The sequence below is a fragment of the Microbacterium sp. NPDC090003 genome (assembly GCF_044748385.1).
GTDB lineage: Bacteria > Actinomycetota > Actinomycetes > Actinomycetales > Microbacteriaceae > Microbacterium.
On the sequence record NZ_JBIVFW010000001.1, the window covers coordinates 1,469,125 to 1,494,816 of the forward strand.

The window sequence follows — 25,692 nt, forward strand, 5'->3', positions numbered from 1 at the left end:
CTGGATGCCTTCGGGGCACGCGCGCCGCGTCAGCGCCCCGGGCGCTGAGGGTCAGAGCTCGATCGGCGGAGCCGGCTCGGCGTCGGCCTCCTCCGGGTGACGGGCGAGATTCACGACAGCGGCGATCAGGCCTCCCCAGACCGTCACCATCGCGATGATCATCATGACGATCGCCACCGGAGTCATGCGCGGGCCTCCTCATCCTTCGCACCCTGCACGGGGAGCATTCCCGTCTCGGCGTCGGGCTCGTACTCCTCCTGATCGAGGAACTCGTCGTACTCGGGATCGTCCTTCGCGTGGGAACGGCGACTCCAGGGAACGAGCGAGAGCAGCACGCCGATCACGACCAGCGCGATCACCATGCCCCAACCGAACACCGCGAGGAACCAATCCGGGTACCCGCCGTACGGCTCGGCGAGCTTGGTGATCAACTCGCTGACGAGCAGATAGCCCAGCACGATCGGGGCGAGCGCGCCGATCAGCAGCTTCCAGACGAAGCCCACGCGGAAACTCGAGCGTCGGTTGAGGTGCTCCTGCAGCGCGGGCAGCTTGTGCAGAACCCAGGCCACGACCACGACGGCGACGAGCGCGACGGCCATGATGCCGAAGGCGTTGACGAAGGCATCCGTCGTGTCGAGCACCGACAGCGCGGTCGTCGTCGAGAAGAGCGCCATCGAGATCACGGCGAGCGGGATCGACACGGTGAGCGTCGTGCGGAGGCGCCCCCAGCCGAGCTTGTCCTGAAGGGCCGCGACGATCACCTCGAGGATCGAGATCATGGAGGTCACCCCGGCGAAGACCAGCGCTCCGAAGAACAGCACGCCGATGATCGATCCGCCCGCAGCCTGCGAGACGATCGTCGGGAATGCCACGAAGGCGAGGCCGATGCCGGATGACGCAACTCCCGCCACATCAGTTCCCTGCGCCTGAGCCATGAATCCGAGCGCCGCAAAGACACCGATGCCGGCGAGGATCTCGAAGCCGGAGTTCGCGAACCCGACGACCAGACCCGATCCGGTGAGGTCGGTCTTGCGCTTGAGATACGACGAGTACGTGACCATGATGCCGAAGGCCACCGACAGCGAGAAGAAGATGTGGCCGTAGGCCGAGGCCCACACACCCGGATCGGCGAGCGCTTCCCAGTTCGGCGTGAAGAACGCGTTGAGCCCGTCCATCGCCCCGGGCAGGAACAGCGACTGCACGACGAGCACGGCGAACATCACGGTGAGCAACGGCATGAGGATCACGTTCGCCCGGCCGATCCCGCGCTTGACCCCCAGCGCCATGATCGCGATGACGGCGAGCCAGACCACGGCGAGCGGGATTCCGACCTGCGGCACGAAGTCCGTCGAGATGCCGACCTCGGCGACGTCGGCCGACTGCAGGAAGTCCGCGAAGAAGAAGTCGTTCTCGTTGCCCGGTCCCCAGGTGAGCTGCGCCGAGAACCAGGTGTACATCGCCGCCCAGGCGACGATCACCGCGTAGTAAACCGAGATGACTACGCAGATGAGCACCTGCCACCAGCCCAGCGGCTCGGCGGCGCGGTGCATGCGGCGGAAAGCGAGCGGTGCGGAGCCGCGGAAGCGATGGCCGATCGCGTAGTCCAGGAACAGCAGGGGGATGCCGGCGGTCAACAGCGCGCAGAGATACGGGATGAGGAACGCTCCCCCACCGCCCTCGTAGGCGACATAGGGGAAGCGCCAGATGTTGCCGAGACCGACGGCGGAGCCGATCGCCGACAGGATGAAGACGTTCCGCGAGCCGAACGCCTCGCGTTTCTGGGTCTGCGCCGCTGCGGTTGCCATGCCCGCGAGAATACCGGAGGTCGTGCGCGCCCACGGGGCGCCCGGCCGTCGCAGAACACGAAAAAGCCCCCGATCTCTCGGGGGCTTCTTGGCGGAGACGAGGGGATTTGAACCCCTGGACCCCTTAAAGAGGTCTCCACCTTAGCAGGGTGGTGCACTAGGCCGGACTATGCGACGTCTCCAGGCATCCTCGCCCGAAAGCTCGGATGCACCTAGCCATCGTAACGGATTCCGCCCCATCCCACGAACCGGGTCGATCCCTCCCCCGGGAGAGCGCCGATCAGGCGCGATCGTGGAGGGTCACGTGGTAGCCGTCGGGGTCGGCGAACGTGAACGTGCGGCCGAAGGGTCCGTCGATCGGATCGGACACGATCGTGTGCCCATCGGCGACGAGGGCGTCGTGAATTCGCTGCACATCGGTGGCGTGAAGCCAGAGTGCGACGCCGATGCCGGGGCGCGAGACGGAGGCGAGCTCGGTTCCCGGTACGAGGTCTCGTAGTGCGAAGGCGATCGGCGTCGTCGTGAAGACCACGGCGTGCGGCGGCCCGTCCGGCGACCGCACGAGGCCGAGGTAGTTCTCGTAGAAGGCCTGGGAGGCGTCGAGGTCGCGCGTCTGCAGGGAGACGAAGTCGGGTCCGGTGACAGGCATGGGTTGCTCCTCAGATTGTATGTCAGTTTTCTGACACACAGAAGTCTATGTCAGAATACTGACATGACGCAAGACGGCATCCATCTCCCCTCGTCCCTCGGCTACCTGCTGAAGGAAGCGGCGAGCGCCCTGCGCTCCGCGATGGAGAATGCGCTGCGCCCCCTCGACATGACGATCACGCGCTATTCGTGCCTCGAACTCCTCGCCCAACGCCCCGGACTCTCGAACTCGGATCTCGCTCGCGGCGCCTTCGTCACGCGGCAATCGATGAACGTGCTGTTGCAGCAGCTCGAACGCGAAGGGCTCGTCGCGCGGGCATCCGAGGCTCCGGTCGGCAAGGCGCTGCCGACGGTCCTCACCGCGGAGGGCCGACGACGCCTGGCATCGGCGACCGCCGCCGTTCGCGCGGTCGAGAAGCGGATGCTGTCGGAGATGAGCGACGACGATCAGGCCGTCGCGTTCCGGATGCTGCAGAGCATGACGCGATCGCTTCGGTCGGCGCCCTGATCAGATGACCGACGTGCACCGCGTCGTGATGCGGATCAGCGCACGTTGCCGTTCGAGCAGGTCTGCTGCGCGGCCGAGTTGCCCTTGATGCTGTCGGGGAGGGCGACGACGTTCTCTGGCGTCGCCGGCTCGGTCGGGGCGGCTTCCTCGGTCGGAGCCGTTTCTTCGGTCGGGGTCGTGTCTGCGGGCGTCGGCTCTTGCACGATCACACCGTCGTTGCTGGTGTTCTGATGCGTGATCTGCAGCTGCGCGTTCGCCTCGATCGCGGCGAAGAGCTCGCCCGCGGCCGTGTAGTTCGGCACCACCTTGTTGGCGTTCTGCGAGTCGGTGCCGGTCGGGTACTGCACGAAGACGATGTCCTCGAACGGGACCTCCTTGACCGCGAGCGCGATCTGCACGATCGTCATCGGGTCGTTCAGTGTCGTGCTCGTCTCGAGGTTGCTGAGACCGACGTTCGCGAGTTTCAGCATGGTGCCCACGTTGCCGAGGGTCTCACCGCTGATGAGCTTGCGCGCCAGGCTCGACATGTACTGCTGCTGGTTACCGATGCGGCCCAGGTCGCTGCCGTCGCCGACGCCGTGACGAGTGCGCAGGAACTGCAGGGCTTCAAGGCCCTGAACCGTGTGATTTCCGGCCGTGAGGTCGAGTCCGGTGTAGCGATCGCGGATCGGGTTCGCGAGGCACACATCGACGCCGCCGATTGCGTTCGTGATCTCGATCACGCCGCCGAAGGTGACGGATGCCGCGAACTGCACCTCTTGATCGGTGAGCTCGGAGATGGTCTTCGCGACGCAGTTGAGGCCGCCGTCGCTGTACGCGACGTTGAGAGGCTGCTTGCTCATGGCGGAGTGCACGTTGCCGTCGTCGTCGGTGCACTCGGGGATGGGGATCATGAGGTCGCGCGGGAAGCTGACCACCGTGATGCGACGGGGGTTGTCGGAGACGTGCACGAGCAGGTTGACGTCGTTGAGGTTGCCCTCGGAGTCGTTGCCGCTGCAGCGGTCGCCGAAGTACCCGGCGTACGCCTCTTCGCAGGTGTCGACACCCGCGAGCACGAAGTTGAATCCGCCCTCGTACTCGCTGATGTCCGGCGGCACGGCGTCGGCCGACTGACCCTCGAGCTCGACGGAGTTCGCGAGCTGCGTGCTGCGCAGGTCGTACACGACGTACGCCGCCACACCGATTCCGCTCACCAGCACCACCGCGAGTCCGATCGCGATGAACTTCAGCAGCTGGCTGAGGGGTCCCGGCGAGTGCAACTGGCCGTGGCGAGCGATGGTTCGACGGCGTCGGGTGTTCTCGGTCACACGGTGCCTTTCGGTTCTGCCTGCGGTGAGGGGGCACCGGGCTCAGGAAGCGGAGGGTGTGGGATTCGAACCCACGAGACATCTCTGCCCACTGGTTTTCAAGACCAGCTCCATCGGCCGCTCGGACAACCCTCCCGACAGACGGATCTGCCGACAAGCCGTGAGTCTAGCCGAGTTCTATTCTCCTGCGCTGACCTGGGCGGGCGCTGGAAGCGTATTCAGTGCACTCGCCAGCCCGCCGTCGGCGACGTCGTCGGTGATCTCGGATGCCGCGTCCTTCACTTCGACCGGCGCCTGGCCCATGCCGATCGCGCGCCCGCCGAGCGAGCGCGCCCAGCCGAACATGCCGATGTCATTGCGACCGTCACCCGCGACGAGCACACGCTCCCCGACAAGGCCGAGCTCGTCGCGCACGCGCTCCAGCGCGGTGCCCTTGTCGACTCCCTGCGGGGCGATGTCGAGCCAGGCCGTCCAGCCGATCGCATACGACACCTCGTTCAAACCGGCATCCGCCACCAGCCGATGGAAGTCCTCCTCGTCGTGCCCGGGCGAGACCACGACGATGCGCGACACGGGTTCGGCCGCGAGCTCCTCGAAGCTCACCCGCCGACCCCCGTCGAGCGTCCAGTCGTCGAGCTGGTCGGTGAAGAGCCGCTGGCCCGAGGCGAGCTCGACCATGTAGCGGGCGTCCGGCAGGCGCTCGCGCAGCAGAGTGAGCGCGGGCGAGGGGTCGAAGGTCTCGACGTTCCAGCGCTCCCAGTCGTCGCCGACGCGGCGCATCGTGACGGCGCCGTTCGAGCACACGACGTATTCGGCGTCGAGTTCGAGCTGCTCGACGTAACGGCGGGTCGCCATCCAGCTGCGGCCGGTGGCGATCGTCACCACGTGACCGGCGTCGCGCAGGCGGGCGACGGCCTCGGGCACGCCGGGGCTCATCGTCTCGTCCTGGAGCAGGATGGTGCCGTCGACGTCGAGCGCCACGAGCCAGGGCGCGGTCACGCGGTGACCTTCGACTTCGTGTTCTCCGGCGTCAGCACCTCGAGCCCTCCGAGATAGGGGCGCAGCACCTCGGGCACGCGCACCGAACCGTCGGCCTGCTGGTGGGTCTCGAGCAACGCGACGATCCAGCGGGTCGTCGCCAGCGTGCCGTTGAGCGTCGCGACGTGCTGCGTCCTCGGAGCCGATCCGCCCTGTGTCGCCTCACCAGCCGAGGCATCGACCGTCGGACGATGGCGCACATCGAGGCGTCGCGCCTGGAACGTCGTGCAGTTCGACGTCGACGTCAACTCGCGGAAGGCGCCCTGCGTGGGCACCCAGGCCTCGATGTCGTACTTGCGCGCGGCGCTCGATCCGAGGTCGCCCGCGGCGACATCGATCACGCGGTAGGCGAGGCCGAGCGACGTCAGCATCTCCTCCTGCAGGGCGACGAGGCGCAGGTGCTCGGCTTCGGCGTCTTCGGCCTCCGTGTAGACGAACATCTCGAGCTTGTTGAACTGGTGCACGCGGATGATGCCACGAGTGTCCTTGCCGTGCGAGCCGGCTTCGCGACGGTAGCAGGTCGACCAACCGGCGTAGCGCAGCGCGCCGTCCGAGAGATCGACGATCTCGTCCTTGTGATACCCGGCGAGCGCGACCTCGCTGGTGCCGACGAGGTAGAGGTCGTCGCCCTTGTCGAGGTGGTAGACCTCGTCGGCGTGCTCGCCGAGGAAGCCGGTGCCCTGCATGATCTCGGGGCGCACCAGCGTGGGCGTGATGAGCGGCACGAATCCGTTCTGGAGCGCCTTGTCGAGCGCGAGGTTCATGAGCGCGATCTCGAGCCGGGCACCGATGCCGCGCAGGAAGTAGAAGCGGGCGCCCGAGACCTTCGCGCCGCGCTCCATGTCGATCGCCCCGAGGATCTCACCGATCTCGAGGTGATCGCGCGGTTCGAAGTCGAACGAGGGCACCTCGCCGACGCGGCGCAGCTCGACGAAGTCGGCCTCGCCGCCGGCGGGCACGCCGTCGATCACGACGTTCTCGATGCGGGCCAGAGCAGCGGATGCCGTCTCCGCCGCGTCGTTCGCGACCTGCTGTGCCTGCTTGACGCGCTCGGCGAGCTCCTTGCCCTGCGCGACGAGGGCGGGCTTCTCCTCCTTCGGCGCCTTCGCGATCACCTTGCCGAACGCGTTCTGCTCGGCTCGCAGTTCTTCGAACGCGGCGAGCGCCGCGCGGCGCGATCGATCAGCCTCGAGCGCGATGTCGACGGTGGCCTGGTCGTTGCCGCGCGCGGCCTGCGAGCGGCGGACGATCTCAGGGTGGTCGCGGAGGAGAGCGAGGTCGATCATTCCACGATTCTACGGGGGTCTTCCGCCCCCGCAGACTCTGCGGATGTCACACTCACGCGCGTGCATCGTCTTTCTCCTCGGTGGTCGGCATCCGGCCGATCCCCGCTGTGAAAGGACTACCCATGACCACCCGTGTCACCTCGCTCGACCAGCTGAACCTGGCGTTCGCCGACCGCTTCAACGCCCGCGACCTCGACGGCCTGATGGCCCTGAACACCGCCGATGTGGTCTTCGTGCCCGCCCCCGGCACCCCCGTGACCGGCGAGGCGGCCGTCCGCGGTGCGCTCGAGCAGTTCCTCGGCCTCGACCTGCCGATCTCGATGACCGTCCGCCACGTGTTCGAGAGCGACGGCACCGGCCTCGCGATCGCCGACTGGACGATCACGGGCACGGGTCCCGACGGATCCGAGGTCGCCCTCGCCGGCACGACCGCCGACGTGGCCGTCTTCGACGAGGAGCACGGCTGGCGCTATGCGGTCGACAATCCCTTCGGCACGGTCTGACCCGTAGCCCGGCATCCTTCGAGCCTGCCGAGACCCACCACGCGCGTCGAGACCCACCGGTCTCGACGTCGGCGACCAGGGGTCTCGGCGGGCTCGATGGGTCTCGATGGCCGCGTCGGCCCGGGTGTCAGTCGGTGCCCATGCCGTTCTGCCGGCAGGCTCCGAGCGCCTTGCGCGCGCGGGCGACGCGCTGGCGGACCGCCGCAGGATCGATGCCCAGCCGCTCCGCTGCTTCGGTGGCCGACAGGCCGTCGACGGCGGTGAGCAGCAACGGCTCCCGCAGCGAGTCGGGGAGGTCGTGCAGCGCGGCGAGCGCCCCGTCGAGGATCACGCGGATCTCGGCGGCTCCGGCCACGTTCACGGCGTCGGGCATCTCGTCGTCGAGCTCGGCGTGCGGGCGGCGCACCCGCTGACGGGAGAGGTCGATCGCGACGTTGCGAGCGATCGCGTCGAGCCACGAGCACACCCGCCCCGGCGCGGGGGTCTCGAGATGGGCGACCGATCGCCAGGCGCGCAGCAGAGCCGTCTGGGCGGCGTCGTCGGCATCGTCAACGGGCACACCGAGCGAGATGCTGCGGCGCCGGAGCCGATCGGGCTCGTCCGTGATCATCTCGGTCAGCAGCGCACGCGCGTCGTCGATCGACTCGCGATCGGCCTGCGCACCCATTCCGGCCCCTCCCCCGAGCGATCGGGCACCCGTCCCCGTGTCACCTGCGTGACACATGCCGGGAATAGAGTATCGCCATGACGAAGCCCCCGGCCGCGAGACGACAGGCCGCACTCGTCTACAACCCCATCAAGGTCGACGAGAAGAGACTGCGCGCCGCCGTGCGCGAGCTGTCGAAGGCCGAGGGGTGGGAGCATCCGGCGTTCTATCCGACGACGATCCAGGATGCCGGGCAGGGGGCCACGGCGCAGGCTCTCGCCCGCGGCGTCGACGTCGTGCTCGTCGCCGGCGGTGACGGCACCGTGCGAGCGGTCTCCGAGGCCATCGCGAACACGGGCGTGCCCCTTGCGATCCTGCCGAGCGGCACCGGCAACCTGCTCGCACGCAACCTGGCGCTGCCGCTCGCTTCTCCCGACGACATGATCCGCGCGGCATTGACCGGATCCCGCCACGCGATCGACATCGGATGGGCACGCATCACCCGCGAGAGCGGCGACGAGAGCGAGCATGCCTTCGTCGTGCTCGCGGGCATCGGGCTCGATGCCGACATGATCGCGAACACCCGACCGGACCTCAAGAAGTCGGTCGGGTGGATCGCCTACGTCGACGGCGCCGCGCGCTCGCTCGCCAATGCCTCGCCCTTCCGATCGGTGTACCAGATCGACGACGGGCGCCTGCACTCGACGAAGGTGCACAGCATCCTCTTCGCCAACTGCGGCACTCTGCCCGCGGGCATCGCCCTCGTGCCCGATGCCTCGATCTCCGACGGCACCCTCGACGTCGCCGTGATCCGGCCGTCCGGTGCGTTCGGCTGGTTCAACGTCTGGCGCAGGATCTGGTGGGAGAACTCCGTTCTGCGCCGCTTCGCCGCCGGCAGACGGATCCTCGAGCGCCGCGGGAAGGACGCCGCCGTGAACTACTTCCAGGGCCTCGTCGCGGAGGCTGCGACGTCGGCACCCACACCGGTCGAGCTCGACGGTGACGAGTTCGGCGACGCCGTGCGCATCACGTGCCGGGTCGATCCGGGCGCACTCCTGCTCGCGCTGCCGGAGGGGCATCCGGTCGACGCGCTCTGACGCGTCGCGGCCGCGCGCCCCGGATCAGTCGCGAGCCGGAACCGAGACCGTTCCGTCGAGATTGCCGCCGCTCAGGGTGAGTGTGAACTCGCCGTCGTCGACGGCTCCGTCTGCGAAGGCGACGATGGTGGCCCGCGGAGCCATGTCCATCGTGCACACCTGACCCTCGATCGTCGTGAACTCGACGGTGCCCGCGTTGCCCGAGCCCTCGACCGACGCGACCACCGGCGGGCAGCCCGACGACCCCCAGGTCACCAGCACCAGGGCGTCGTCGTCGAACCATCCGGCCGACGGCTGGTACTCGGTCGGCTCCCCCGGCATGCCGGTGACCGCGGCACCCTCGAGCTCGACGTCGTCGCTCGCGTCCTTGTAGGTCACCTGAAGAGTGATGTCCTGGGTCGGGTCGACTCCGCCGGGCAGCCCGCCGAGGCTGGCGCGCTGCACCATGTCCATGGTGCAGACGGCGTCGGCATCCGTATCGACGAGTTCGACGGAGACGTTCTGCCCCTCGGCCGTGACGGTGTCGACCTGCGGGATGCAGGTCGACGATCCCCAGGTGACGACGGCGAAGATGCGCCCGTCGTCGAGCAGGGCGCCCTCCATGTCGTCGTAGTCCTCGTCGGCGATCGGTGTGCTCGACGGGAGGGACGTGCTCTGCGGCGACGTCGAGCCCGGCCCGATCGTGCATCCGGCGATCAGAACGACGGCGGCCAGAGCGGAGAGTGCGGCGGCGACACGGGTGGGGGAGGTCATGCGCCCAGGATACCCGCGCGGTATACCGGTGGATAGCGAGATGGACGCGGCTACTGCAGGGCGGAGGTGAGGCGCGCCAGGTTGTCGAGCACGGTCGAGCGGAGCGGCTGCTGCATCCACTCCTCGAGGGTGAGCTCGCGGCTGAGCGACCGGTAGGTGTCTTCGACCTCGCGCATCTCGGCGACGAACTCCTCGCCGCGCACGAGCATCGAGACCTCGAGGTTGAGACCGAACGAACGCATGTCCATGTTGCTCGAGCCGATCACCGCGACCTCGTCGTCGACCGTCAGGCTCTTGGTGTGCAGGATGTACGGTTTGCGGTACATCCAGATGCGCACGCCCGCCTTGAGCAGCACCTCGTAGTAGCTGCGCTGCGCGTGGTAGACCATCGCCTGGTCGCCCTCTTCCGAGACGAACAGCTCGACCGCGACTCCACGGTCGACGGCCGCGGTGACGGCGAGCAGCAGGGCCTCATCCGGCACGAAGTACGGACTCACGATCATGATGCGATCCTTCGCCGCGTACAGCAGCCCGAGGAAGAGGCGCAGGTTGTTCTCGACCTCGAATCCGGGGCCCGAGGGCACGACCTGGCAGTCGAGGTCGCCCGAACCGATGTCGGCGTGGGCGATGTCGATCTCCTCCAGCACGATGTCGGTCTCGCTGTACCAGTCGCTCAGGAAGATCGCGTTGACGCTGAGCACGACCGGTCCGTCGAGGCGCACCATCAGATCGACCCAGTGCAGGCCGCGCTTGATGTTCTTCGGCAGGTTGTAGGTCGAGTCGGTGACGTTCTGCGAGCCCAGGAAGGCCGTCACGCCGTCGACCACGAGGAGCTTGCGGTGGTTTCGCAGATCGGGGCGCTGCATCCGACCCTTGAACGGCTGCACCGGCAGCATCAGATGCCAGTCGGCTCCCATGGCGTTGAGACGCCGGATCGTCTGCTTGTAGCGGGGTTTCCAGCGGTTGGCCCAGTGATCGAGCAGCACCCGCACCGAGACGCCTCGGGCCGCGACCTCTTCGAGCGCGCGGAAGAAGTTGTCGGTCGAGGCATCCGATTGCAGGATGTAAAACTCGACGTGCACGTAGTCCTTCGCCTCGCGGATGGCATCGGCCATCGCGTCGAGCGACCCCTGGTAGTCGGAGATCAGGTGCGCTCCGTTGTCGCCCGAGAGCGGCAGAGCACCGAGGCGCTGGTTCATCTCGACCAGCGGACCGAACCAGTCCGGCGCGTGCGGGCGGAGGGTTCCGAAGTGCAGGTGCTCGCTGGTCGCCGCGATGTACTCGTTGATCTGGTCCTGCTTGCGGCGGCGGGCGCGCGGCAGCCGCGGGTTTCCGATCACGAGGAACAGGAAGACCCCGACGAACGGGATGAAGAAGATCGCCAGCAGCCAGGCCATCGCGGCCGTGGGGCGGCGGTTGCGCGGGATGACGATGATCGCCGTGATGCGGATGGTCAGGTCGAGCACCACGAGGAACGCCGTGATCGCCCAGGCGACGCCCTCCGCGGTCATACTGCTCTCTTCCTGACGGGCCTCGCCGATGACGGGCTCCGTCGCGCATCACCGTCCGGCGGTGTTCGCTTCACAGTATCGGATGGGTGGGACAGAGCCTCAGGAACGCGGGGGAAGGCCGCGGGCCGCACGCTCTTCCGCCTCGATCTGCGCGTGCACCTTGCGCTCGGTGCGGTCGAATCGCAGGATGCCGCGGAGCACCATGAAGAAGATGGCGCTGACCCCGAGGGTCGGAAGGATCGACCACGCGGCGGCGACCCAGAAGTTGTCCATACCCCCATGGTACGCGACCTCACTCCTCCTGCGCCGGTCACAAGGTCGGGGCCATCTCTCCACAGGCCCGGTTTTCCGGAACGGACGGATGCTCCCGCCGGGCACACTCGCCTCATGAACACCGTCCTCCGTGCCGCAGATTCCGCCGAGTTCCTCGGCATCGTCCCCCTCCTCGCCGGCTTCACGCCCCGACGCAGCATGGTGCTGCTCCCCTTCCAGGGCTCCCGCGCCTACGGCGCGATGCGCATCGACCTTCCGCGCGACGACGTACCGCTCGAACAATATGCGGATACCGCGATCGGCCTCGTCTCCCGCGTCGCCGCGATCGATGCGGTAGCCGTCGTCGCCTACGTCGACGAGGCGGCCCAGAGCACGCCGGACGGGTGGGTCCTCCCTCACGCCGTCGTCCTCGACGAACTGCTCGGTTGCGCCGAGGACGCCGGCCTCCGCATCGTCGACGCGCTGTGCGTCACGCCGGGCGGATGGGCGAGCTACCTCGAAGAGGAGCCGCTTCTGCATCCCGTCGAGCCGGCGTGCGCCGAGAAGGTGCCCGGAATCGGAGACGTCTCGGGCGATCAGAACTCCGGCGCCGCGCTCCCCGTCGCCGATCTCGCGCAGAAGGAGCGCGTCGGGCGAGCCCTGCGCGACCTCTCGGAGATGCTCGGGCGCCCGGCGTCGTCGCTGTCCGACGAAGCGAACCCCGAGGCCCTCGCCGCCCTCGCGATCCTCGACGACGTGCCCGCGTTCTACGAACAGCTCCTCGACACCCGCGGCGATCTGCCGCCCTTCGCGGTCGCCGCACTGCTGTGGTGCCTCGAGCGCCCCGTCTACCGAGACGTGGCGCTGCTGCAGTGGGCGTCGGATCACGCGTCCGGTCGACGATCGCTCGGCGCTCAGCTCGACTTCGCGCAGCACGGCCGGTCGATCCCCGACGAGCTCGGCGACATCTTCCTCGGCCGCGGCCCCACGCCCGACCCCGACCGGCTCAGCTTCGCCCTCGAGGTCGTGCGCACCGCCGCATCACGAGCTCCGCGGGCGACCCGTCCCGCCCCACTCACCGCGGCGGCGTGGCTCTCGTGGGCGCTCGGCCGGTCGACGCACGCGGCGCACTACCTCGACGAGGCGCGCTCGATCGACCCGGACTACGGACTCGCCGCACTCGTCGGCTCGATGATCGAGTCCGCGGTGCTGCCGGAATGGACCTTCCGGCGCACCACGGGGCCGACTACTTGACCAGCGGGAAGAGGATGGTCTCGCGGATGCCGAGACCTGTGATCGCCATGAGCAGGCGATCGATACCCATTCCCATGCCACCGGACGGCGGCATGCCGTGCTCCAGCGCCCGAAGGAACTCGTCGTCGATCGGCATCGCCTCGACATCGCCGCGCGCGGCGAGCTTCGCCTGCTCGACAAACCGCTCGCGCTGGATCACGGGGTCGACGAGCTCGGAGTACCCGGTCGCCAGCTCGAAGCCGCGGATGTACAGATCCCACTTCTCGACCACGCCGTCGATCGACCGGTGCTCGCGAACGAGCGGCGAGGTGTCGACGGGGAAGTCCATGACGAACGTCGGGCGCACGAGGTCGCCCTTCACGAAGTGCTCCCAGAGCTCCTCGATGAGCTTGCCGTGGGTCGCCTGCGGCGGCAGATCGACGTCGTTCGCCTCGGCGAAGGCGATGAGGTCCTCGACCGCGTCCTGCGGAGTGAACGTGCGCCCGGCCGCGGCGGACAGCGACTCGTACATCGAGATGCGGTCCCACTCGCCGCCGAGGTCGTACTCGGTGCCGTCGGCCCAGGTCACCGTCGTCGACCCTGCGACCGCGATCGCCGCGTTCTGCACGAGCTCCTGGGTGAGTGCGGCCATCTGGTCGTAGTCGCCATAGGCCTGGTAGGCCTCGAGCATCGCGAACTCGGGGCTGTGCGTCGAGTCGGCGCCCTCGTTGCGGAAGTTGCGGTTGATCTCGTACACGCGCTCGATGCCGCCGACGACCGCGCGCTTGAGGTACAGCTCGGGGGCGATGCGCAGGTACAGCTCGGTGTCGAACGCGTTGGAATGCGTGATGAACGGACGAGCGGATGCTCCGCCGTGCTGCACCTGCAGCATGGGGGTCTCGACCTCGAGGTAGTCGTGACCGGTGAACGTGGCCCGCAGGCTCGCGTTCACCGCGGCGCGGGCGCGCACGGTCTGGCGCGCCTGCTCGCGCACGATCAGGTCGAGGTAGCGGCTGCGGACGCGGCCCTCCTCACTCAGCTCGGCGTAGGCGTTCGGCAGGGGCAGGATCGCCTTCGATGCGATCGCCCAACCGTCGGCCATGATCGACAGTTCGCCGCGGCGGCTCGAGATGACCTCGCCGTGCACGAACACGTGGTCGCCCAGGTCGACGTATTCCTTCCAGTCCGCCAGCGACTCCTCGCCGACGTTCGCGAGAGAGATCATCGCCTGGATGCGCGAACCGTCACCCGCCTGCAGGGTCGCGAAGCAGAGCTTGCCGGTATTGCGGCTGAAGACGACGCGGCCGGCGACCCCGACCACGACGCCGGTCTCGGCGCCCGCTTCGAGCTCGTCGGCACCGCCCTCGCCGTACTGGGCGCGCAGGGCCGGGATCGTGTGGGTCACCGGGACACCGACCGGGAACGCCCCGCCACCGGCATCCGTCCGCTTCGCGATCAGACGCTCGCGCTTGGCGAGACGCACGGCCTTCTGCTCATGGATCTCGTCGTCGCCGAGCTCGGTGTTCGAAGAGTCGGTGGGGTTCTGCGCGGGCGCGGCGGACGCGTCGGTCATTCGGGGCTCCTTGGAAAAGTCGTTCCAGTTTACCGAGGCTACGAGCCGATCCGAGGCCGGGGCTGGGTAGCCTCGAAGAATGGCCGCCCCACGGATCCTCCGCGCCCTCGCCACCACCGCCGCCGTCGCCGTCGCCGTCGCCGTCCTCGTGTTACTCGCATCGAGCCCCGCGAGCGCCCGGGCATCCGTCTCCGCCGACGTCGACGACTTCTCCTACGCCTCGTGGGACGCCACCTACACGGTGGGCGTCGACGACGAGGGCCGAGCCACCATGCACGTCACCGAGGAGCTCGTCGCCCGGTTCCCCGACGTCGACCAGAACCGTGGGATCGTCCGCGGCTTGGCCACCTCCTACGAGAATGCGGGTATCGACACCCGCGTCCTCTCCGTCACCGACCAGACCGGCGCCGACGTCCCCTACGAGACCGACACCGACGATGGCGTGCTCTACGTGCTCACCGGCGACGACGACTACGTGCAGGGACTCCAGACCTACGTCATCGAATACGAGATGCGCGATGTCGTCCTGGCCGCCGAGACCGGAGTCGACGAGTTCTACTGGGACCTCCTGCCGCTCGACAGCACTCAGGCGATCGAGTCGTTTCGCGCCGACATCCTGTTCGACGACACCCTGTCCGCGGCACTCACCGGCGCGAGCGGTTGCTACGAGGGCTTCTCCGGTTCGTCCGAGACGTGCACGGTCGAGGGCCCGACCGACACCCCCGACGGCGCGATCTTCCACGTCGAGTCGGGCGAGCGAGCCGCGGGTGACGGCGTGACCGTCGCGATCGCCTTCGAGGCGGGCACCGTCACCCAGCCGTCCGCCCGCACCCCGAACCCCGTCACCGACGTCGCCCCGATGTTCGCCGCAGTGGGAGGTCTGGGGCTGACTGTCGCGAGCTGGTTCGCCGTCGCGTCCGTCCGCAAGCGTCGACGCACCGCCACCGGCATCGTCGTCGCCCAGTACGACGTGCCGGATGCGATGCCTCCGCTCCTCGCGGCCGCGATCCTGCCCGACCCGAAGGCCGTGATCTCCGCAGAGATCGTGCACCTCGCCGTCCGCGGCGTGCTCCGGATCGAGGAGGGGGCCGAGCCGGAGCGCCCGCGGCTGCGGCGCCTTCCCGACGGGCGCGTCCCCGACGGACTCGACGCGGATGCGGTCGACAACCTGTTCCTCGGCACCGACGGCACCGACGTCGTCGACATCCCTGCCGCGAGCGAGACCTTCGCCGCGCGCATGGGAGTGTTGCAGGCGCTGGGCAAGAAGCAGGCCGAGACCCGCGGGCTCACCGTGCGCGAGCGCGCCCGCGGTGCCGTGATCCTGCAGTGGATCGCGATCGCCGTCGCCGCGATCGGACTGGCGGCGGCGATCTGGGGAGTCGCCACCGGTCGCGTCGGCGCGATCCCGGCGCTCGTGGTCGTCGCGTTCGGGGCCTTCTTCGTGCTCCTGGCGAGCCTCTACGCCTTCTCGAAGCACGTCGTGCTCACCCCGGAGGGTGCACGGCAGTACGAGTACCTCCAGGGGGTGCGCGAGTTCATCCGCGTCGCCGAGGCCGACCGGCTGCAGATGCTGCACTCCTACACGGGGGCGGAGCGCCGGCAGGACGGCAGCGCGAACGTCATCGTGCTCTACGAGCGGCTGCTCCCCTACGCGATGCTCTTCGGCATGGAAGACGAGTGGGGCACGGTGCTCGAGCACGCCTACACGCAAGAGCAGCGGGGTCCCGGCTGGATCGGCGACGGTCGCTCACCGTATCTGAGCACCTCGCTCGCGGCCTTCGCCGTCTCCACCGCGTCGGCATCGTCGTACACGGCCCCGTCGACCGGCAGCTCGTCGAGCTTCGGCGGGTCGAGCGGCGGCGGGTTCTCCGGCGGCGGCGGCGGGGGCGGGTTCTCCGGCGGACGCTGACCGGCACCTCACCCCTTCCCCCCTTTCCGAGGGGTCAAGACACGCCTCAACGCACAGTGCGCTCACGGCATGTTGTGACCCCTCGCGTCCTCACTCACACAGAGATGCGGAAGGTTGCCCCATGCGCGCGTCGCGGCGGCCGCCGTGCGCACGCAGTGCAGTGGACGCACGCTATGCAGGAGGACGCACGCTATGCAGGAGCGGATGCCGCGCACGCACCTCCGCAACGCGCGATCTCCTCCGTACCACGCGCCCCTCGGGGGAGGAAGCGGTCACTGGCGTCTGCTCTCCCCTCCCCTGATCGCGAGAGGTCAAGACACGCCGCGTCCCGCACCCCGGATAGGGCGTGTCGTGACCCCTCACGGTCGAGGATCGCGGGGCGCCGGTCAGAGCAGGGGCGGAGGATCGGATGCTTCGCGCAGAGCCCGTTCGACGGTGGACTGCACGAGCGCCGAGAGGTAGCCGCCCGGGTTGTCGATGCCGATCTCGCGCAGGCGTCCGGTGGCCTGCCCGATGATCGAGCGCGAGAATTCGGTGGCCGTCTGGATCGCATCGGCGTAGGCGGCGCGATCGGCCTCGGCGACGACGACCGGCTCGCAACCGATCTCGACGGCGAGGGCCTGGGCGATCGGGAGGACAGCCGCCGGAGCGGTGACCGCAGCGAACCCCGCCTGCAACTGACGCAGATCGATCGAGGATCCGGTGAACGTGATCGCCGGGTGCACGGCGAGCGGGATCGCCCCCTTCTCGGCCGCCGGACGCAGTACCTCGATGCCGAAGGCGGGATCGGTGTGCAGCACGAGCTGGCCGATCTGCCACCCGCCGACCTCGGCGATGCCGGCGACGAGCGACTCCAACTGGTCGTGCGGCACCGCGATCACCACGAGCTCGGCACGGCGCACGACCTCGAGTGCATCGAGCACGGGCACATCCGGCAACACGGCCGACGCTCGCTCGTCGTCGGATCCGCTCGTGATCCCCACGACGGCGTGCCCGGCGCCGCCGAGGGCCGCGCCGATGACCGGTCCCACGAGGCCCGCGCCGATGATCCCGACGCCGAGGCGTCCGTCGCGCTCCACCACGTCACTCCTCCGTCGGCGCCGGGGGTACGGGCGGTGCAGCAGGCGCGGTCGGTGCCGGCGGCTGAGGTGCAGGCGAGGCCGAAGGCGCGGGCGGGGCCGGCGGTGCAGCCGAAGTCGGTGGCGGCACCGCCGGCGCACCCGCACCGGTCCCGGGCTGCCCTGCGTACGGCGGAGGCACCGGCGCAGACGCTGGAGGCGCGGGCGCACCCACGACGGCGGCACCCGCTTCTCCCGCATCCGCATCTCCTGCATGCTCGCTCCAGCGGTGCGAGGTGTCGCGCGCGGCGGCTGCAGCGGCCCGACTCGAGACGTCGCCGATCAGGGCGAGGGCGTCGTCGCGCTCGAGGCCCGAGAGGATGCCGTGGATCGGACCGGGCACCGTGTGCACCTGCGCGCCGCTGACACGCTGCGCGCGATCGATGGGGCCCTGCGAGAGCGAGACGCCCTGCAGCCGTGCGAGCGGGAACACCGCGAGCTTGCGCCAGAGGACGCCGCGACGCAGGATCAGTCCGAAGTCGGTGACCGTGTACCCGTGGCGCTTCCACGAGAGCGGGCGACGCCAGCCCGCACGACGGGGCATCGTGCGATACGGGTCGCCCTCGACCGGTCCGAGGATGCCGTGCTCCCAGATGAGGGGGATGTCGGACGCCGGCACGTCGGGCAGGATCAACCCGAGCACACGCTCGACGTCTGCCCGCTTGCCGACCGGGAGCACGATGTTGAACTGCTGGGCGCTGCCCGACGACTGCTGCGCGGCGCTCTTGCCGCTCATGCGGTTGATCTTGATCGACCACCAGCCGAACGGGCGCCACAGCAGCGACTGCGTGACCTCGACCGCGAAGATCCGCCCCGGAGGCAGGGTCTCGGTGACCGTCGTGAGCAGACCGTAGGTGATGCGCACACCGTCGGGCGTCGGAGCGATCGAGTACCGGAGCGACTTCGAGATCTGCGCCCACGTGATACCGACGACGGCGATCACCAGCGGGATGCCGATACCGAGCGCGAGCCCCAACGAGATGAAGCTGCCTCCCACGTCTCCGTCGAGCAGGGCACCGAAGAACATGAAGCCCATCGTGATCCCGAAGATCAGCGCGAAGAAGACGAACCACAGCACTCCCGCGAGCAGCTGCGACCCGATCAGCCGACCGGTCGGGATCTTCACGACGCTCTCGGGTGCCACGTCTTCGAGATCGACGCCGGCGATGAGCCCCGTGACGCCGTGATTCATCGAGTCGACGAGCTGGGCGCGCGCGGTCGTCGGTGCGGCGGGCGCACCGGATGCCGCAGCCCGCCGCGCCGCACGCACGCCGGACGCCAGGCGCAGGATGTCGGCGCGCACGGCTTCGGCCCGCGGGGTGGCGAGGTACTCGAGCTCGACGTTCGCGTCGGTTCCCGCGCCGACGACCTCGAGCTTGGCGAGGCCGATGATGCGCGCCGGGAAGGGACGGGTGAGGTTGACTCCCTGCACGCGATCGAGCGGGGCGCGGCGGTGCGAGCGGAAGATGATGCCCTTGCGCACCTCGACATGATCGCCGGTGATGCGGAACTGCTGGAAGCGCCACACGAACCAGAAGATCGCGACCAGCACGACCAGCAGCCCGAGCACCGCCAGCAGGGCGATGAGGATCAGGTTGTTCTCGAGCACCCAGTCGACCGGGTCGCCCGAGGAGTAGTCGCTGTAGTGCGTGTCGCTCGGCGTCGTGATGTTCACGAACCAGGCGATCACCCGGTCGCGCAGGTTCGCGACCGTGATGCCCGCGACGATCAGCAGCACGAGTCCGCCCTTGAACAGGGGCGTGAGCGGATGCATCCGATGCCATTCGCCGTCGGCGAGGTTCGACGTATCCGTCTTGTCCGCGGGTGCGCCGCCCGTTGGCGTCGGCGGGGCGGGGAACTGCGGCTCGCTCACAGGCCGGTCCGGCGGGTCTCGGCGACCTCGATGAGCGTGTCGCGCAGCGCTTCGGCCGCCGCCTGCGTGAGGCCCGGGATCTGGACGCCGGTGGTCGCCGCGGCGGTCACCATCTTGAGCTGCGAGATGCCGAAGCCGCGGTCGACCGGACCCTGCGTGATGTCGACGAGCTGCATGCGCCCGTAGGGCACGGCGATCATGCGCTGCCAGAGGATGCCCTTGCGGAAGACGATGTCGTCGGCGCGCAGCATGTAGCCGATCGCCCGCGCCTGCCGCGGCAGGATGATCATCGTCGCCACGATTAGCAGCGAAAGCACGGCGCCGGGGATCCACACCCAGCTCTGGTGCAGCACGAGGGCCAGCACGACGGCGGCGACGATCACGACGACGAGCAGGAGCGCGTTCTGCAGCAGCTGCGAGACGGCGTAGCGCGGCGAGATCTGGTGCCACGTGCCGTCGAGCTCGAGGCGGGCGTCGCTGCGCGCGGTACGGAGAGAGGTGTACACCCCTTGGTCGAGGGCGGCGAGGTCAGTGCCCTCGGCCGGGTTCAGGGGCGCGTTCTCTGGGCTCTGAGTCATCAGGATCCTTCGGCAGGGTGCAGAACTGTTCGGCGACGAGGGCGGCGACCACGAGCACGATTGCTCCCGCGATCAGGGCGATCATCGCCACTGTCGACCCTACCGGGGGATCGATCGGCCGTGTCAGGAGGAAGCCCAGGAGACCCGCACCGAAGCCCGCGAGCAGGGCTCCGAGCAGACTCGAGGCGCGGGCCAGCGTCGCGGCGCGGAGCGCGCGGAACGGATCGATGCGGATGCCGGTGCGCACACTGCGCCGCACCGGCCAGGCCACGGCCAGCGCCGCCGCGGCGATCAGCACGAGCAGAACGGGGAGGAAGACCGAGGGGGTGAAGGTCGCTCGCCCCATCGCCGTCAAGAGCTGATCGAGGAGGAACCCGAGTGCGGCGCCGACGGCGGCGAGGATGACGAGGAGCCCGGCGGAGGTGCGCTGCATCATTCCCCCTGCGCGCGGAGCGCGGCGGCGAGGTCGGCGATGCGGCCATGCCCGATGAGTTCGGCATCGGGGTCGACGTCGAGCCAGGGGTCGAGCACGAAGAGCCGCTCGAAGGCGCGCGGGTGCGGCAGCACGATGCGCGGGTCATCGGAGACCATGTCGCCGTACGCGATGAGGTCGAGATCGAGGGTGCGGTCGCCCCAGCGCTCGTGACGCTCGCGCCCGTTCTCGTCTTCGATGGCGTGCAGCATGCCGAGAAGGATCTCGGGGGCGAGGCGCGTGGTCACCAGAGCGACCGCGTTCACGTAGCCCGGCGCGTCGGGGTCGGGCCCGTCGAGCCGGAGCGCGACGGTCTCGTGAAGAGGAGAGAGTCGCACGTCGGTGACCAGAGGAAGGCGCGCGATGCGCTGGGCCGCCGCGGTGATCGTGGCGTGGCGGTCGCCGAGGTTGGCACCGAGGGCGACGACGGCCGTGACCGGCTCGCGACCGGGGCCCGGCGGCTGAACCTCGGGCGGGCGGGTGAGGTTACGGCTCATGCGGCACCCCCTGCCACGGCGCGCCCTCGGGTGAGGGTCACCGCGACATCGGCGAACGTGAGCGAAATGGGGGCATGCGGCTTGTGCACCGTGACGGTGACGTCGTGCACCCGCTCGTCGGCGAGGGCGGCGTCGGCGATGCGCGACGCGAGCGTCTCGATCAGGTCGACGGGCTCTCCCGCGACGATCGCCGCCACCTTCTCCGCCAACTCGCCGTAGTGCACCGTATCGACCACGTCATCGGATGCCGCCGCCGGGGCGAGGTCGAGACGCAGACGCAGGTCGATCGTGAACTCCTGCCCCTCGGCACGCTCGTGGTCGTACACACCGTGCCGACCGAAGACCGTCAGCCCGGTCAGCACGATCTCATCGAGGGAGTCCATCATCCCAGCGTACGCGGGAGCACCGACGGCGCAGTGGCCGGTGCTCAGCGCCCTTCCCAGGCGTGCGCGATCGCGAGCGCGTCACGGGTCGCGGCGACGTCGTGCACGCGCACCGCCCACACGCCGGCGCGCAGCGCGAGGGCGCTGGTGACGGCGGTCGCGAGGTCTCGACGCTGCTCGGTGACGTCGGCATCCGCCTGGCCGAGCGTCTCGGCCAGGAACCGCTTTCGCGAGGCGCCGATGAGCACCCGCGGCCCCAGGCCGACGATGTCGTCGAGTCCCCGCAACAGCTCCCAGTTCTGGGCACCCGCCTTCGCGAATCCGATACCCGGGTCGAGGATCACCCTCGACGGCGCGATGCCCGCCGCCGCGGCCTCGCCCATGCGCTCCTGCAGCTCACCGGCGACCTCGCGGGCGATGCGATGGTAGTCGGCTCGGGCGTACATGTCGTCGGAGAACCCGCGCCAGTGCCCGATCGCGTAGTCGGCACCGGACTCGGCGACGGCCGCACGCATCTCGGGATCGGCGAGCCCGCCCGACACGTCGTTGACGATGCGCGCGCCGGCGCGCACCGCCGCCGCGGCGGTCGAGGCGTTGAGGGTGTCGATGCTGAGGGCCACGCCCGACGCGGCGAGCTGCTCGATCACCGGGATCACCCGCGACTGCTCGGTGGCGGCATCCACACGCTCCGCGCCGGGACGCGTCGACTCTCCGCCGATGTCGAGCACGGTGGCGCCGTCGGCGCGCAGCTTCAGTCCCCGCGCGACCGCGGAGTCGACGTCGAGGTAGCGCCCGCCGTCGCTGAACGAGTCGGGCGTGACGTTGACGATGCCCCAGATGCCGGTCACGAGAGCGCGCCGGACGACGTGCCGATGAGGGCGATGAGCTCGGCGCGCGCGATCGGGTCCTCGTACACGCCGCGGGCGGCGATGGTGAGGGTGGATGCCTCGGGCTGGCGAGCCCCTCGCATCGTCACGCAGCCGTGGCTGGCGTCGAGCACGACGAGCACGCCGCGGGTGTCGAGGTTCTCGGCGATCGTGTCGGCGATCTGCTCGCCCAGTCGCTCCTGCACCTGCGGGCGGGCGGCGAGGATCTCGACGACCCGCACCAGCGCACCGAGACCCACGACCTGCTCCCCCGGCAGGTACGCGAGGTGGGCGCGACCGGCGAAGGGCAGCAGGTGGTGCTCGCACACCGAACGGAAGCGGATGTCGCGCAGCAGTACCGCGCCGGAGGGCAGGGTGTCGGGGGCCGGGCCCCGGGTCACACTGATCGTGCGTTCGAGCGGAGCCGCGGCATCCTCACCGACGCCGCCGAAGAACTCCGCGTACAGCTCTGCCATGCGCGTCGGCGTCTGCCGCAGACCCGGACGATCGGGATCTTCGCCGATCGCCTCGAGCAGCTCACGCGTCAGCCGCTCGATCCGCGTCCTGTCGACGCTCACGATCAGGCCGTCGCGGGACGCGGGTTCGTGGCTCCCGAGGGTCCCTGCGCGCGGGCGGTCGCCGAGGGCTCCTCGACGGACGCAGCCACCGGCACGACCTTCTTCGGAACCTCGATCGGCGGCACGTCCGAGACCGGGCGGTCGGAGCTCGACAGCCACAGCGGGCGCTCGGGCAGCTTGCGGATCTCGGTGAAGATCTCGGCGATCTGGTTGTGGTCGAGGGTCTCCTCCTCGAGCAGTGCCCGGGCGAGACGATCGAGGATGTCGCGGTTCGCGCTGATCACCTCGTAGGCCTCGTCGTGCGCCTGCTCGATGAGCGCGCGCACCTCGGCGTCGACGCGCTCGGCGACCTTCTCGGAGTATTCGCGTCCGCGACCCATGTCGCGCGCGACGAACATGTCGCCGCCCTCGGAGCCGAGCTTGACCGGGCCGACTTCGGTCGTCATGCCGTACTCGATGACCATCTTGCGGGCGATCGAGGTCGCCTTCTCGATGTCGTTCGAGGCCCCGGTGGTCGGGTCGTGGAACACGATCTCCTCGGCCACGCGGCCGCCCATCGCGTACGTGAGCTGGTCCTGCAACTCGTTGCGCGTGACCGAGTACTTGTCTTCGAGCGGCAGCACCATCGTGTAGCCGAGGGCTTTGCCGCGCGGCAGGATCGTGATCTTGGTGACCGGGTCGGTGTAGTTCATGGCCGCGGCGGCGAGCGCGTGCCCACCCTCGTGGTAGGCCGTGATGAGCTTCTCGCGGTCCTTCATCACGCGGGTGCGGCGCTGCGGACCGGCGATGACCCGGTCGATCGCCTCGTCGAGAGCGCGGTTGTCGATGAGCTGCGCGTTCGAGCGGGCGGTGAGGAGCGCCGCCTCGTTCAGCACGTTCGCGAGGTCGGCACCGGTGAAGCCCGGCGTCTTGCGGGCGACGACCTCGAGGTCGACGCTCTGCGAGAGCGGCTTGCCCTTGCTGTGCACCTCGAGGATCTTCTGACGGCCCTTGAGGTCGGGAGCGTCGACACCGATCTGGCGGTCGAAGCGGCCGGGGCGCAGCAGCGCCGGGTCGAGGATGTCGGGGCGGTTCGTCGCCGCGATCACGATGACGTTCGCGTTCGGGTCGAAGCCGTCCATCTCGACGAGCATCTGGTTGAGCGTCTGCTCGCGCTCGTCGTTGCCGCCGCCCATGCCGGCACCGCGGTGACGACCGACGGCGTCGATCTCATCGATGAAGATGATCGCCGGCGAGTTCTCCTTGGCCTGGTTGAACAGGTCGCGCACACGCGAGGCTCCGACACCGACGAACATCTCGACGAAGTCCGAGCCCGAGATCGAGTAGAACGGGGCGCCGGCCTCGCCGGCGACGGCGCGGGCGAGGAGTGTCTTACCGGTTCCGGGAGGGCCGTACAGCAGCACGCCCTTCGGGATGCGGGCGCCGATCGCCTGGAACTTGGCGGGATCCTGCAGGAACTCCTTGATCTCATGGAGCTCTTCGATGGCCTCGTCGGCGCCGGCGACGTCGGCGAAGGTGACCGTCGGGGTCTCCTTGTTGACGAGCTTCGCCTTCGACTTGCCGAACTGCATGACCTTTCCGCCGCCACCCTGCATCGACGACAGCAGCCACCAGAACAGCAGGCCCAGCAGCACGAGCGGGAGCAGGAGCGAGAGGAACCCGTCGAACCACGTCGCGCGCGGCACGGCGTCGTTGAAGCCCTCCTTGGGGTCGGCGTCGTTGATCGCCGTGACCACCTCGTCGGCGCGGGCGTCGACGTAGTAGAACTGCACCTTGTCGGCACCCTCGAAGGGCTTCGACAGCGTGAGGTCGACGCGCTGGTCGCCATCGGTGTTGACCACCTCGGTGACGGTCGAGCCGCCGAGCAGCTTCAGACCCTCCTGCGTGGTGATCTGCTTGGGTGCCGCGATGTTCGAGACCAGCACGAACCCGAGGATCAGCAGCAGGCCGATCACCAGTACGTAGATCAGCGGATTCTTGCCGAGCTTCTTCACATCCATGATCGGATCAGCGTATCGCGCGCGTACTAGGCGCCTGCTGTGCGTTCACCCACGGCGTAGCGCGTCAGGAGTAGACGTGCGGGGCGAGCACCGCGACGTCGCGCAGGTTGCGGTACCGCTCGTCGAAATCGAGACCGTAGCCGACGACGAAGTCGGTGGGGATGTCGAAGCCCACGTACTTGCAGTCGATGACCACCTTCGCCGCCTCCGGCTTGCGCAGCAGGGCGAGCACCTCGATCGATTCGGCGCCGCGGGATTCGAAGTTCTCGAGCAGCCAGCTGAGCGTGAGACCCGAGTCGATGATGTCCTCGACGATGAGCACGTGCTTGCCGTTCAGGTCGGTGTCGAGGTCCTTGCGGATCTGCACGACGCCGCTGGACTTCGTGCTCGCGCCGTAGCTCGACACGGCCATCCAGTCCATCGGCGCGTGGAAGGGCAGCGCCCGTGCGAAGTCGGCCATCACCATGACCGCGCCCTTGAGTACGCCGACCAGGATGAGGTCCTTGCCCGCGTAGTCGTCGGCGACCCGCAGGGCCAGCTCGTCGAGCTTGGCGAGGATCTGCTCTTCGGTGACGAGGATCTCGGACAGGTCAGCCTGGATTTCCGTGGCGCGCATGGATCGATTTTAGGCGATCGACGACACTCCCCTCCCCCCGCCCCGGTATCCGCACTAGCCTGGGCCGTGAACGGCCTGGCACCCACCGATGGAAGGATCCCCATGGCTCTCGACGACATCCTGAAGCAGGTCCCGATCGACGACATCGCGAAGCGACTGGGCGTCTCGCACGACGAGGCGAAGACCGCGGTCGAGCAGGGCGGCGCGGTGCTGCTCGGCGGGCTCTCGAAGAACGCCTCGACCGATGAGGGTTCGGCGGCGATCCAGAAGGCGCTGAAGAAGCACGAGGGGACGACCGGGGCCGCCTCGGTCGATGACATCGATCAGGCCGACGGCGACAAGATCGTCTCGCACATCCTCGGGGCCGAGGAGAAGAAGAAGGTCACCGAGAAGCTCACGCAGTCCGACAAGACCGCGGGCATCGACTTCGGCAAGCTCCTGCCGATCCTCGCGCCGATCGTGATGGGTCTGATCGCGAACGCCGGCAAGGGCAAGAGCGGATCCGCGTCGACAGAGTCGCAGGGCGGCGGCGGGATCGGCGACATCATCGGCGGCCTGCTCGGCGGCGGCGGCAAGTCGGGCGACGGCGGTATCGATCTGGGCAGCATCGTCGGCGGCCTCTTCGGCGGCAAGAAGTAAACC

27 protein-coding genes and 2 tRNA genes are annotated in these 25,692 nt (G+C 69.1%); 6 read left to right on the forward strand and 23 right to left on the reverse strand.

Annotation, left to right across the window (positions count from 1 at the left end):
- Positions 1–51: 51 nt before the first annotated feature.
- The 4 genes from ACIPVN_RS07120 to ACIPVN_RS07135 form a co-directional block, all read right to left on the reverse strand.
- The gene (locus ACIPVN_RS07120) at positions 52–186 is read right to left on the reverse strand and encodes a methionine/alanine import family NSS transporter small subunit (protein WP_400441355.1); all 135 of its coding nucleotides are present in this window, start codon (positions 184–186) and stop codon (positions 52–54) included.
- Complete coding sequence (locus ACIPVN_RS07125) at positions 183–1,805, reverse strand: sodium-dependent transporter (RefSeq protein WP_400441357.1); 1,623 nt, start codon at positions 1,803–1,805, stop codon at positions 183–185. The genes ACIPVN_RS07120 and ACIPVN_RS07125 overlap by 4 nt, the downstream gene beginning before the upstream one ends.
- Positions 1,806–1,894: 89 nt before the next feature.
- Positions 1,895–1,987: transfer RNA gene (locus ACIPVN_RS07130), tRNA-Ser, on the reverse strand.
- Positions 1,988–2,085: 98 nt separating this feature from the next.
- On the reverse strand, positions 2,086–2,454 hold the full coding sequence (locus tag ACIPVN_RS07135; protein WP_400441360.1) for a VOC family protein: 369 nt from the start codon (positions 2,452–2,454) through the stop codon (positions 2,086–2,088).
- Positions 2,455–2,517: 63 nt separating this feature from the next.
- Between ACIPVN_RS07135 and ACIPVN_RS07140 the strand changes: the two genes are divergently transcribed.
- Entirely contained in the window at positions 2,518–2,961 is a 444-nt protein-coding gene (locus ACIPVN_RS07140) for a MarR family winged helix-turn-helix transcriptional regulator (RefSeq protein WP_400441363.1), read from the forward strand.
- A 35-nt stretch (positions 2,962–2,996) separates the two neighbouring features.
- Here ACIPVN_RS07140 and ACIPVN_RS07145 read toward each other — a convergent pair whose 3' ends face one another.
- The 4 genes from ACIPVN_RS07145 to serS form a co-directional block, all read right to left on the reverse strand.
- Entirely contained in the window at positions 2,997–4,268 is a 1,272-nt protein-coding gene (locus tag ACIPVN_RS07145; RefSeq protein WP_400441365.1) for an LCP family protein, read from the reverse strand.
- A 50-nt stretch (positions 4,269–4,318) separates the two neighbouring features.
- A tRNA-Ser gene (locus ACIPVN_RS07150) sits at positions 4,319–4,403 on the reverse strand.
- 42 nt (positions 4,404–4,445) lie between these two features.
- A complete protein-coding gene (locus ACIPVN_RS07155) occupies positions 4,446–5,267 on the reverse strand; it encodes an HAD family hydrolase (protein ID WP_400441368.1) in 822 nt (273 codons plus the stop codon).
- Positions 5,264–6,592 (reverse strand): serine--tRNA ligase, encoded by a 1,329-nt coding sequence (gene serS / locus ACIPVN_RS07160; protein ID WP_400441371.1) that lies wholly within the window; start codon positions 6,590–6,592, stop codon positions 5,264–5,266. The genes ACIPVN_RS07155 and serS overlap by 4 nt, the downstream gene beginning before the upstream one ends.
- Before the next feature lie 122 nt (positions 6,593–6,714).
- Between serS and ACIPVN_RS07165 the strand changes: the two genes are divergently transcribed.
- Positions 6,715–7,095, forward strand: a complete 381-nt coding sequence (locus ACIPVN_RS07165; RefSeq protein ID WP_400441374.1) for a YybH family protein — start codon at positions 6,715–6,717, stop codon at positions 7,093–7,095.
- Between the two features lie 127 nt (positions 7,096–7,222).
- Here ACIPVN_RS07165 and ACIPVN_RS07170 read toward each other — a convergent pair whose 3' ends face one another.
- Positions 7,223–7,762 carry an RNA polymerase sigma factor gene (locus ACIPVN_RS07170; protein WP_400441377.1) on the reverse strand — a complete coding sequence of 180 codons (540 nt, stop codon included), beginning with the start codon at positions 7,760–7,762 and terminating at the stop codon, positions 7,223–7,225.
- Positions 7,763–7,839: 77 nt separating this feature from the next.
- On the opposite strand from ACIPVN_RS07170, the gene ACIPVN_RS07175 reads away from it, so the two are divergent.
- Entirely contained in the window at positions 7,840–8,838 is a 999-nt protein-coding gene (locus tag ACIPVN_RS07175) for a diacylglycerol/lipid kinase family protein (protein ID WP_400441380.1), read from the forward strand.
- Positions 8,839–8,862: 24 nt separating this feature from the next.
- Here the strand turns inward: ACIPVN_RS07175 and ACIPVN_RS07180 are convergent, their stop codons facing one another.
- The 3 genes from ACIPVN_RS07180 to ACIPVN_RS07190 form a co-directional block, all read right to left on the reverse strand.
- Positions 8,863–9,591: a hypothetical protein gene (locus ACIPVN_RS07180; protein ID WP_400441382.1), complete on the reverse strand. Its 729-nt coding sequence runs from the start codon at positions 9,589–9,591 to the stop codon at positions 8,863–8,865.
- Between the two features lie 50 nt (positions 9,592–9,641).
- Positions 9,642–11,102 carry a cardiolipin synthase gene (gene cls / locus ACIPVN_RS07185; RefSeq protein WP_400441385.1) on the reverse strand — a complete coding sequence of 487 codons (1,461 nt, stop codon included), beginning with the start codon at positions 11,100–11,102 and terminating at the stop codon, positions 9,642–9,644.
- 99 nt (positions 11,103–11,201) lie between these two features.
- The gene (locus tag ACIPVN_RS07190) at positions 11,202–11,375 is read right to left on the reverse strand and encodes a hypothetical protein (protein ID WP_247623465.1); all 174 of its coding nucleotides are present in this window, start codon (positions 11,373–11,375) and stop codon (positions 11,202–11,204) included.
- A gap of 114 nt (positions 11,376–11,489) precedes the next feature.
- Here ACIPVN_RS07190 and ACIPVN_RS07195 point away from each other — a divergent pair, with 114 nt between their 5' ends.
- On the forward strand, positions 11,490–12,608 hold the full coding sequence (locus ACIPVN_RS07195; RefSeq protein WP_400441388.1) for a DUF4192 family protein: 1,119 nt from the start codon (positions 11,490–11,492) through the stop codon (positions 12,606–12,608).
- Here the strand turns inward: ACIPVN_RS07195 and lysS are convergent.
- On the reverse strand, positions 12,601–14,160 hold the full coding sequence (gene lysS / locus ACIPVN_RS07200) for a lysine--tRNA ligase (protein WP_400441391.1): 1,560 nt from the start codon (positions 14,158–14,160) through the stop codon (positions 12,601–12,603). The two genes, ACIPVN_RS07195 and lysS, sit on opposite strands and share 8 nt — an antisense overlap.
- 79 nt (positions 14,161–14,239) lie before the next feature.
- Between lysS and ACIPVN_RS07205 the strand changes: the two genes are divergently transcribed.
- A complete protein-coding gene (locus tag ACIPVN_RS07205; RefSeq protein ID WP_400441394.1) occupies positions 14,240–16,069 on the forward strand; it encodes a DUF2207 domain-containing protein in 1,830 nt (609 codons plus the stop codon).
- A 386-nt stretch (positions 16,070–16,455) separates the two neighbouring features.
- Here the strand turns inward: ACIPVN_RS07205 and ACIPVN_RS07210 are convergent, their stop codons facing one another.
- The 10 genes from ACIPVN_RS07210 to hpt all read right to left on the reverse strand — a co-directional run bounded on the left by ACIPVN_RS07210 (position 16,456) and on the right by hpt (position 25,050).
- Positions 16,456–17,148 carry a DUF2520 domain-containing protein gene (locus ACIPVN_RS07210; protein WP_400443331.1) on the reverse strand — a complete coding sequence of 231 codons (693 nt, stop codon included), beginning with the start codon at positions 17,146–17,148 and terminating at the stop codon, positions 16,456–16,458.
- Between the two features lie 4 nt (positions 17,149–17,152).
- Positions 17,153–19,060, reverse strand: coding sequence for a PH domain-containing protein (locus tag ACIPVN_RS07215; RefSeq protein WP_400441397.1), 1,908 nt, complete (start codon positions 19,058–19,060; stop codon positions 17,153–17,155).
- Positions 19,057–19,638 (reverse strand): PH domain-containing protein, encoded by a 582-nt coding sequence (locus ACIPVN_RS07220; RefSeq protein WP_400441400.1) that lies wholly within the window; start codon positions 19,636–19,638, stop codon positions 19,057–19,059. The genes ACIPVN_RS07215 and ACIPVN_RS07220 overlap by 4 nt, the downstream gene beginning before the upstream one ends.
- Positions 19,589–20,074, reverse strand: a complete 486-nt coding sequence (locus ACIPVN_RS07225) for a DUF3180 domain-containing protein (RefSeq protein ID WP_400441402.1) — start codon at positions 20,072–20,074, stop codon at positions 19,589–19,591. The genes ACIPVN_RS07220 and ACIPVN_RS07225 overlap by 50 nt, the downstream gene beginning before the upstream one ends.
- Positions 20,071–20,607 carry a 2-amino-4-hydroxy-6-hydroxymethyldihydropteridine diphosphokinase gene (folK, locus tag ACIPVN_RS07230; protein WP_400441405.1) on the reverse strand — a complete coding sequence of 179 codons (537 nt, stop codon included), beginning with the start codon at positions 20,605–20,607 and terminating at the stop codon, positions 20,071–20,073. The genes ACIPVN_RS07225 and folK overlap by 4 nt, the downstream gene beginning before the upstream one ends.
- Positions 20,604–20,990, reverse strand: a complete 387-nt coding sequence (gene folB, locus ACIPVN_RS07235; RefSeq protein WP_400441408.1) for a dihydroneopterin aldolase — start codon at positions 20,988–20,990, stop codon at positions 20,604–20,606. Before folB ends, folK begins: the two co-directional genes overlap by 4 nt.
- 44 nt (positions 20,991–21,034) lie before the next feature.
- The gene (folP, locus tag ACIPVN_RS07240; RefSeq protein WP_400441410.1) at positions 21,035–21,838 is read right to left on the reverse strand and encodes a dihydropteroate synthase; all 804 of its coding nucleotides are present in this window, start codon (positions 21,836–21,838) and stop codon (positions 21,035–21,037) included.
- Positions 21,835–22,434, reverse strand: coding sequence for a GTP cyclohydrolase I (gene folE / locus ACIPVN_RS07245; RefSeq protein WP_400441413.1), 600 nt, complete (start codon positions 22,432–22,434; stop codon positions 21,835–21,837). Before folE ends, folP begins: the two co-directional genes overlap by 4 nt.
- Before the next feature lie 2 nt (positions 22,435–22,436).
- Positions 22,437–24,434 (reverse strand): ATP-dependent zinc metalloprotease FtsH, encoded by a 1,998-nt coding sequence (gene ftsH, locus ACIPVN_RS07250; RefSeq protein ID WP_400441415.1) that lies wholly within the window; start codon positions 24,432–24,434, stop codon positions 22,437–22,439.
- Between the two features lie 64 nt (positions 24,435–24,498).
- Positions 24,499–25,050, reverse strand: coding sequence for a hypoxanthine phosphoribosyltransferase (hpt, locus tag ACIPVN_RS07255; RefSeq protein WP_247623476.1), 552 nt, complete (start codon positions 25,048–25,050; stop codon positions 24,499–24,501).
- Between the two features lie 102 nt (positions 25,051–25,152).
- Here hpt and ACIPVN_RS07260 point away from each other — a divergent pair, with 102 nt between their 5' ends.
- Positions 25,153–25,689, forward strand: coding sequence for a DUF937 domain-containing protein (locus ACIPVN_RS07260; RefSeq protein ID WP_400441419.1), 537 nt, complete (start codon positions 25,153–25,155; stop codon positions 25,687–25,689).
- Positions 25,690–25,692: the final 3 nt, after the last annotated feature.

Coding starts and splice junctions, on each gene's coding strand:
- cls (WP_400441385.1), bottom strand. CDS start 11,102: ATGACCGCGGAGGGCGTCGCCTGGGCGATCACGGCGTTCCTCGTGGTG.
- ACIPVN_RS07120 (WP_400441355.1), bottom strand. CDS start 186: ATGACTCCGGTGGCGATCGTCATGATGATCATCGCGATGGTGACGGTC.
- ACIPVN_RS07260 (WP_400441419.1), top strand. CDS start 25,153: ATGGCTCTCGACGACATCCTGAAGCAGGTCCCGATCGACGACATCGCG.
- ACIPVN_RS07190 (WP_247623465.1), bottom strand. CDS start 11,375: ATGGACAACTTCTGGGTCGCCGCCGCGTGGTCGATCCTTCCGACCCTC.
- ACIPVN_RS07175 (WP_400441380.1), top strand. CDS start 7,840: ATGACGAAGCCCCCGGCCGCGAGACGACAGGCCGCACTCGTCTACAAC.
- ftsH (WP_400441415.1), bottom strand. CDS start 24,434: ATGGATGTGAAGAAGCTCGGCAAGAATCCGCTGATCTACGTACTGGTG.
- ACIPVN_RS07180 (WP_400441382.1), bottom strand. CDS start 9,591: ATGACCTCCCCCACCCGTGTCGCCGCCGCACTCTCCGCTCTGGCCGCC.
- ACIPVN_RS07205 (WP_400441394.1), top strand. CDS start 14,240: ATGGCCGCCCCACGGATCCTCCGCGCCCTCGCCACCACCGCCGCCGTC.
- ACIPVN_RS07165 (WP_400441374.1), top strand. CDS start 6,715: ATGACCACCCGTGTCACCTCGCTCGACCAGCTGAACCTGGCGTTCGCC.
- lysS (WP_400441391.1), bottom strand. CDS start 14,160: ATGACCGACGCGTCCGCCGCGCCCGCGCAGAACCCCACCGACTCTTCG.
- ACIPVN_RS07125 (WP_400441357.1), bottom strand. CDS start 1,805: ATGGCAACCGCAGCGGCGCAGACCCAGAAACGCGAGGCGTTCGGCTCG.
- folK (WP_400441405.1), bottom strand. CDS start 20,607: ATGAGCCGTAACCTCACCCGCCCGCCCGAGGTTCAGCCGCCGGGCCCC.
- ACIPVN_RS07220 (WP_400441400.1), bottom strand. CDS start 19,638: ATGACTCAGAGCCCAGAGAACGCGCCCCTGAACCCGGCCGAGGGCACT.
- ACIPVN_RS07135 (WP_400441360.1), bottom strand. CDS start 2,454: ATGCCTGTCACCGGACCCGACTTCGTCTCCCTGCAGACGCGCGACCTC.
- ACIPVN_RS07225 (WP_400441402.1), bottom strand. CDS start 20,074: ATGATGCAGCGCACCTCCGCCGGGCTCCTCGTCATCCTCGCCGCCGTC.
- ACIPVN_RS07170 (WP_400441377.1), bottom strand. CDS start 7,762: ATGGGTGCGCAGGCCGATCGCGAGTCGATCGACGACGCGCGTGCGCTG.
- serS (WP_400441371.1), bottom strand. CDS start 6,592: ATGATCGACCTCGCTCTCCTCCGCGACCACCCTGAGATCGTCCGCCGC.
- ACIPVN_RS07140 (WP_400441363.1), top strand. CDS start 2,518: ATGACGCAAGACGGCATCCATCTCCCCTCGTCCCTCGGCTACCTGCTG.
- folB (WP_400441408.1), bottom strand. CDS start 20,990: ATGGACTCCCTCGATGAGATCGTGCTGACCGGGCTGACGGTCTTCGGT.
- ACIPVN_RS07195 (WP_400441388.1), top strand. CDS start 11,490: ATGAACACCGTCCTCCGTGCCGCAGATTCCGCCGAGTTCCTCGGCATC.
- hpt (WP_247623476.1), bottom strand. CDS start 25,050: ATGCGCGCCACGGAAATCCAGGCTGACCTGTCCGAGATCCTCGTCACC.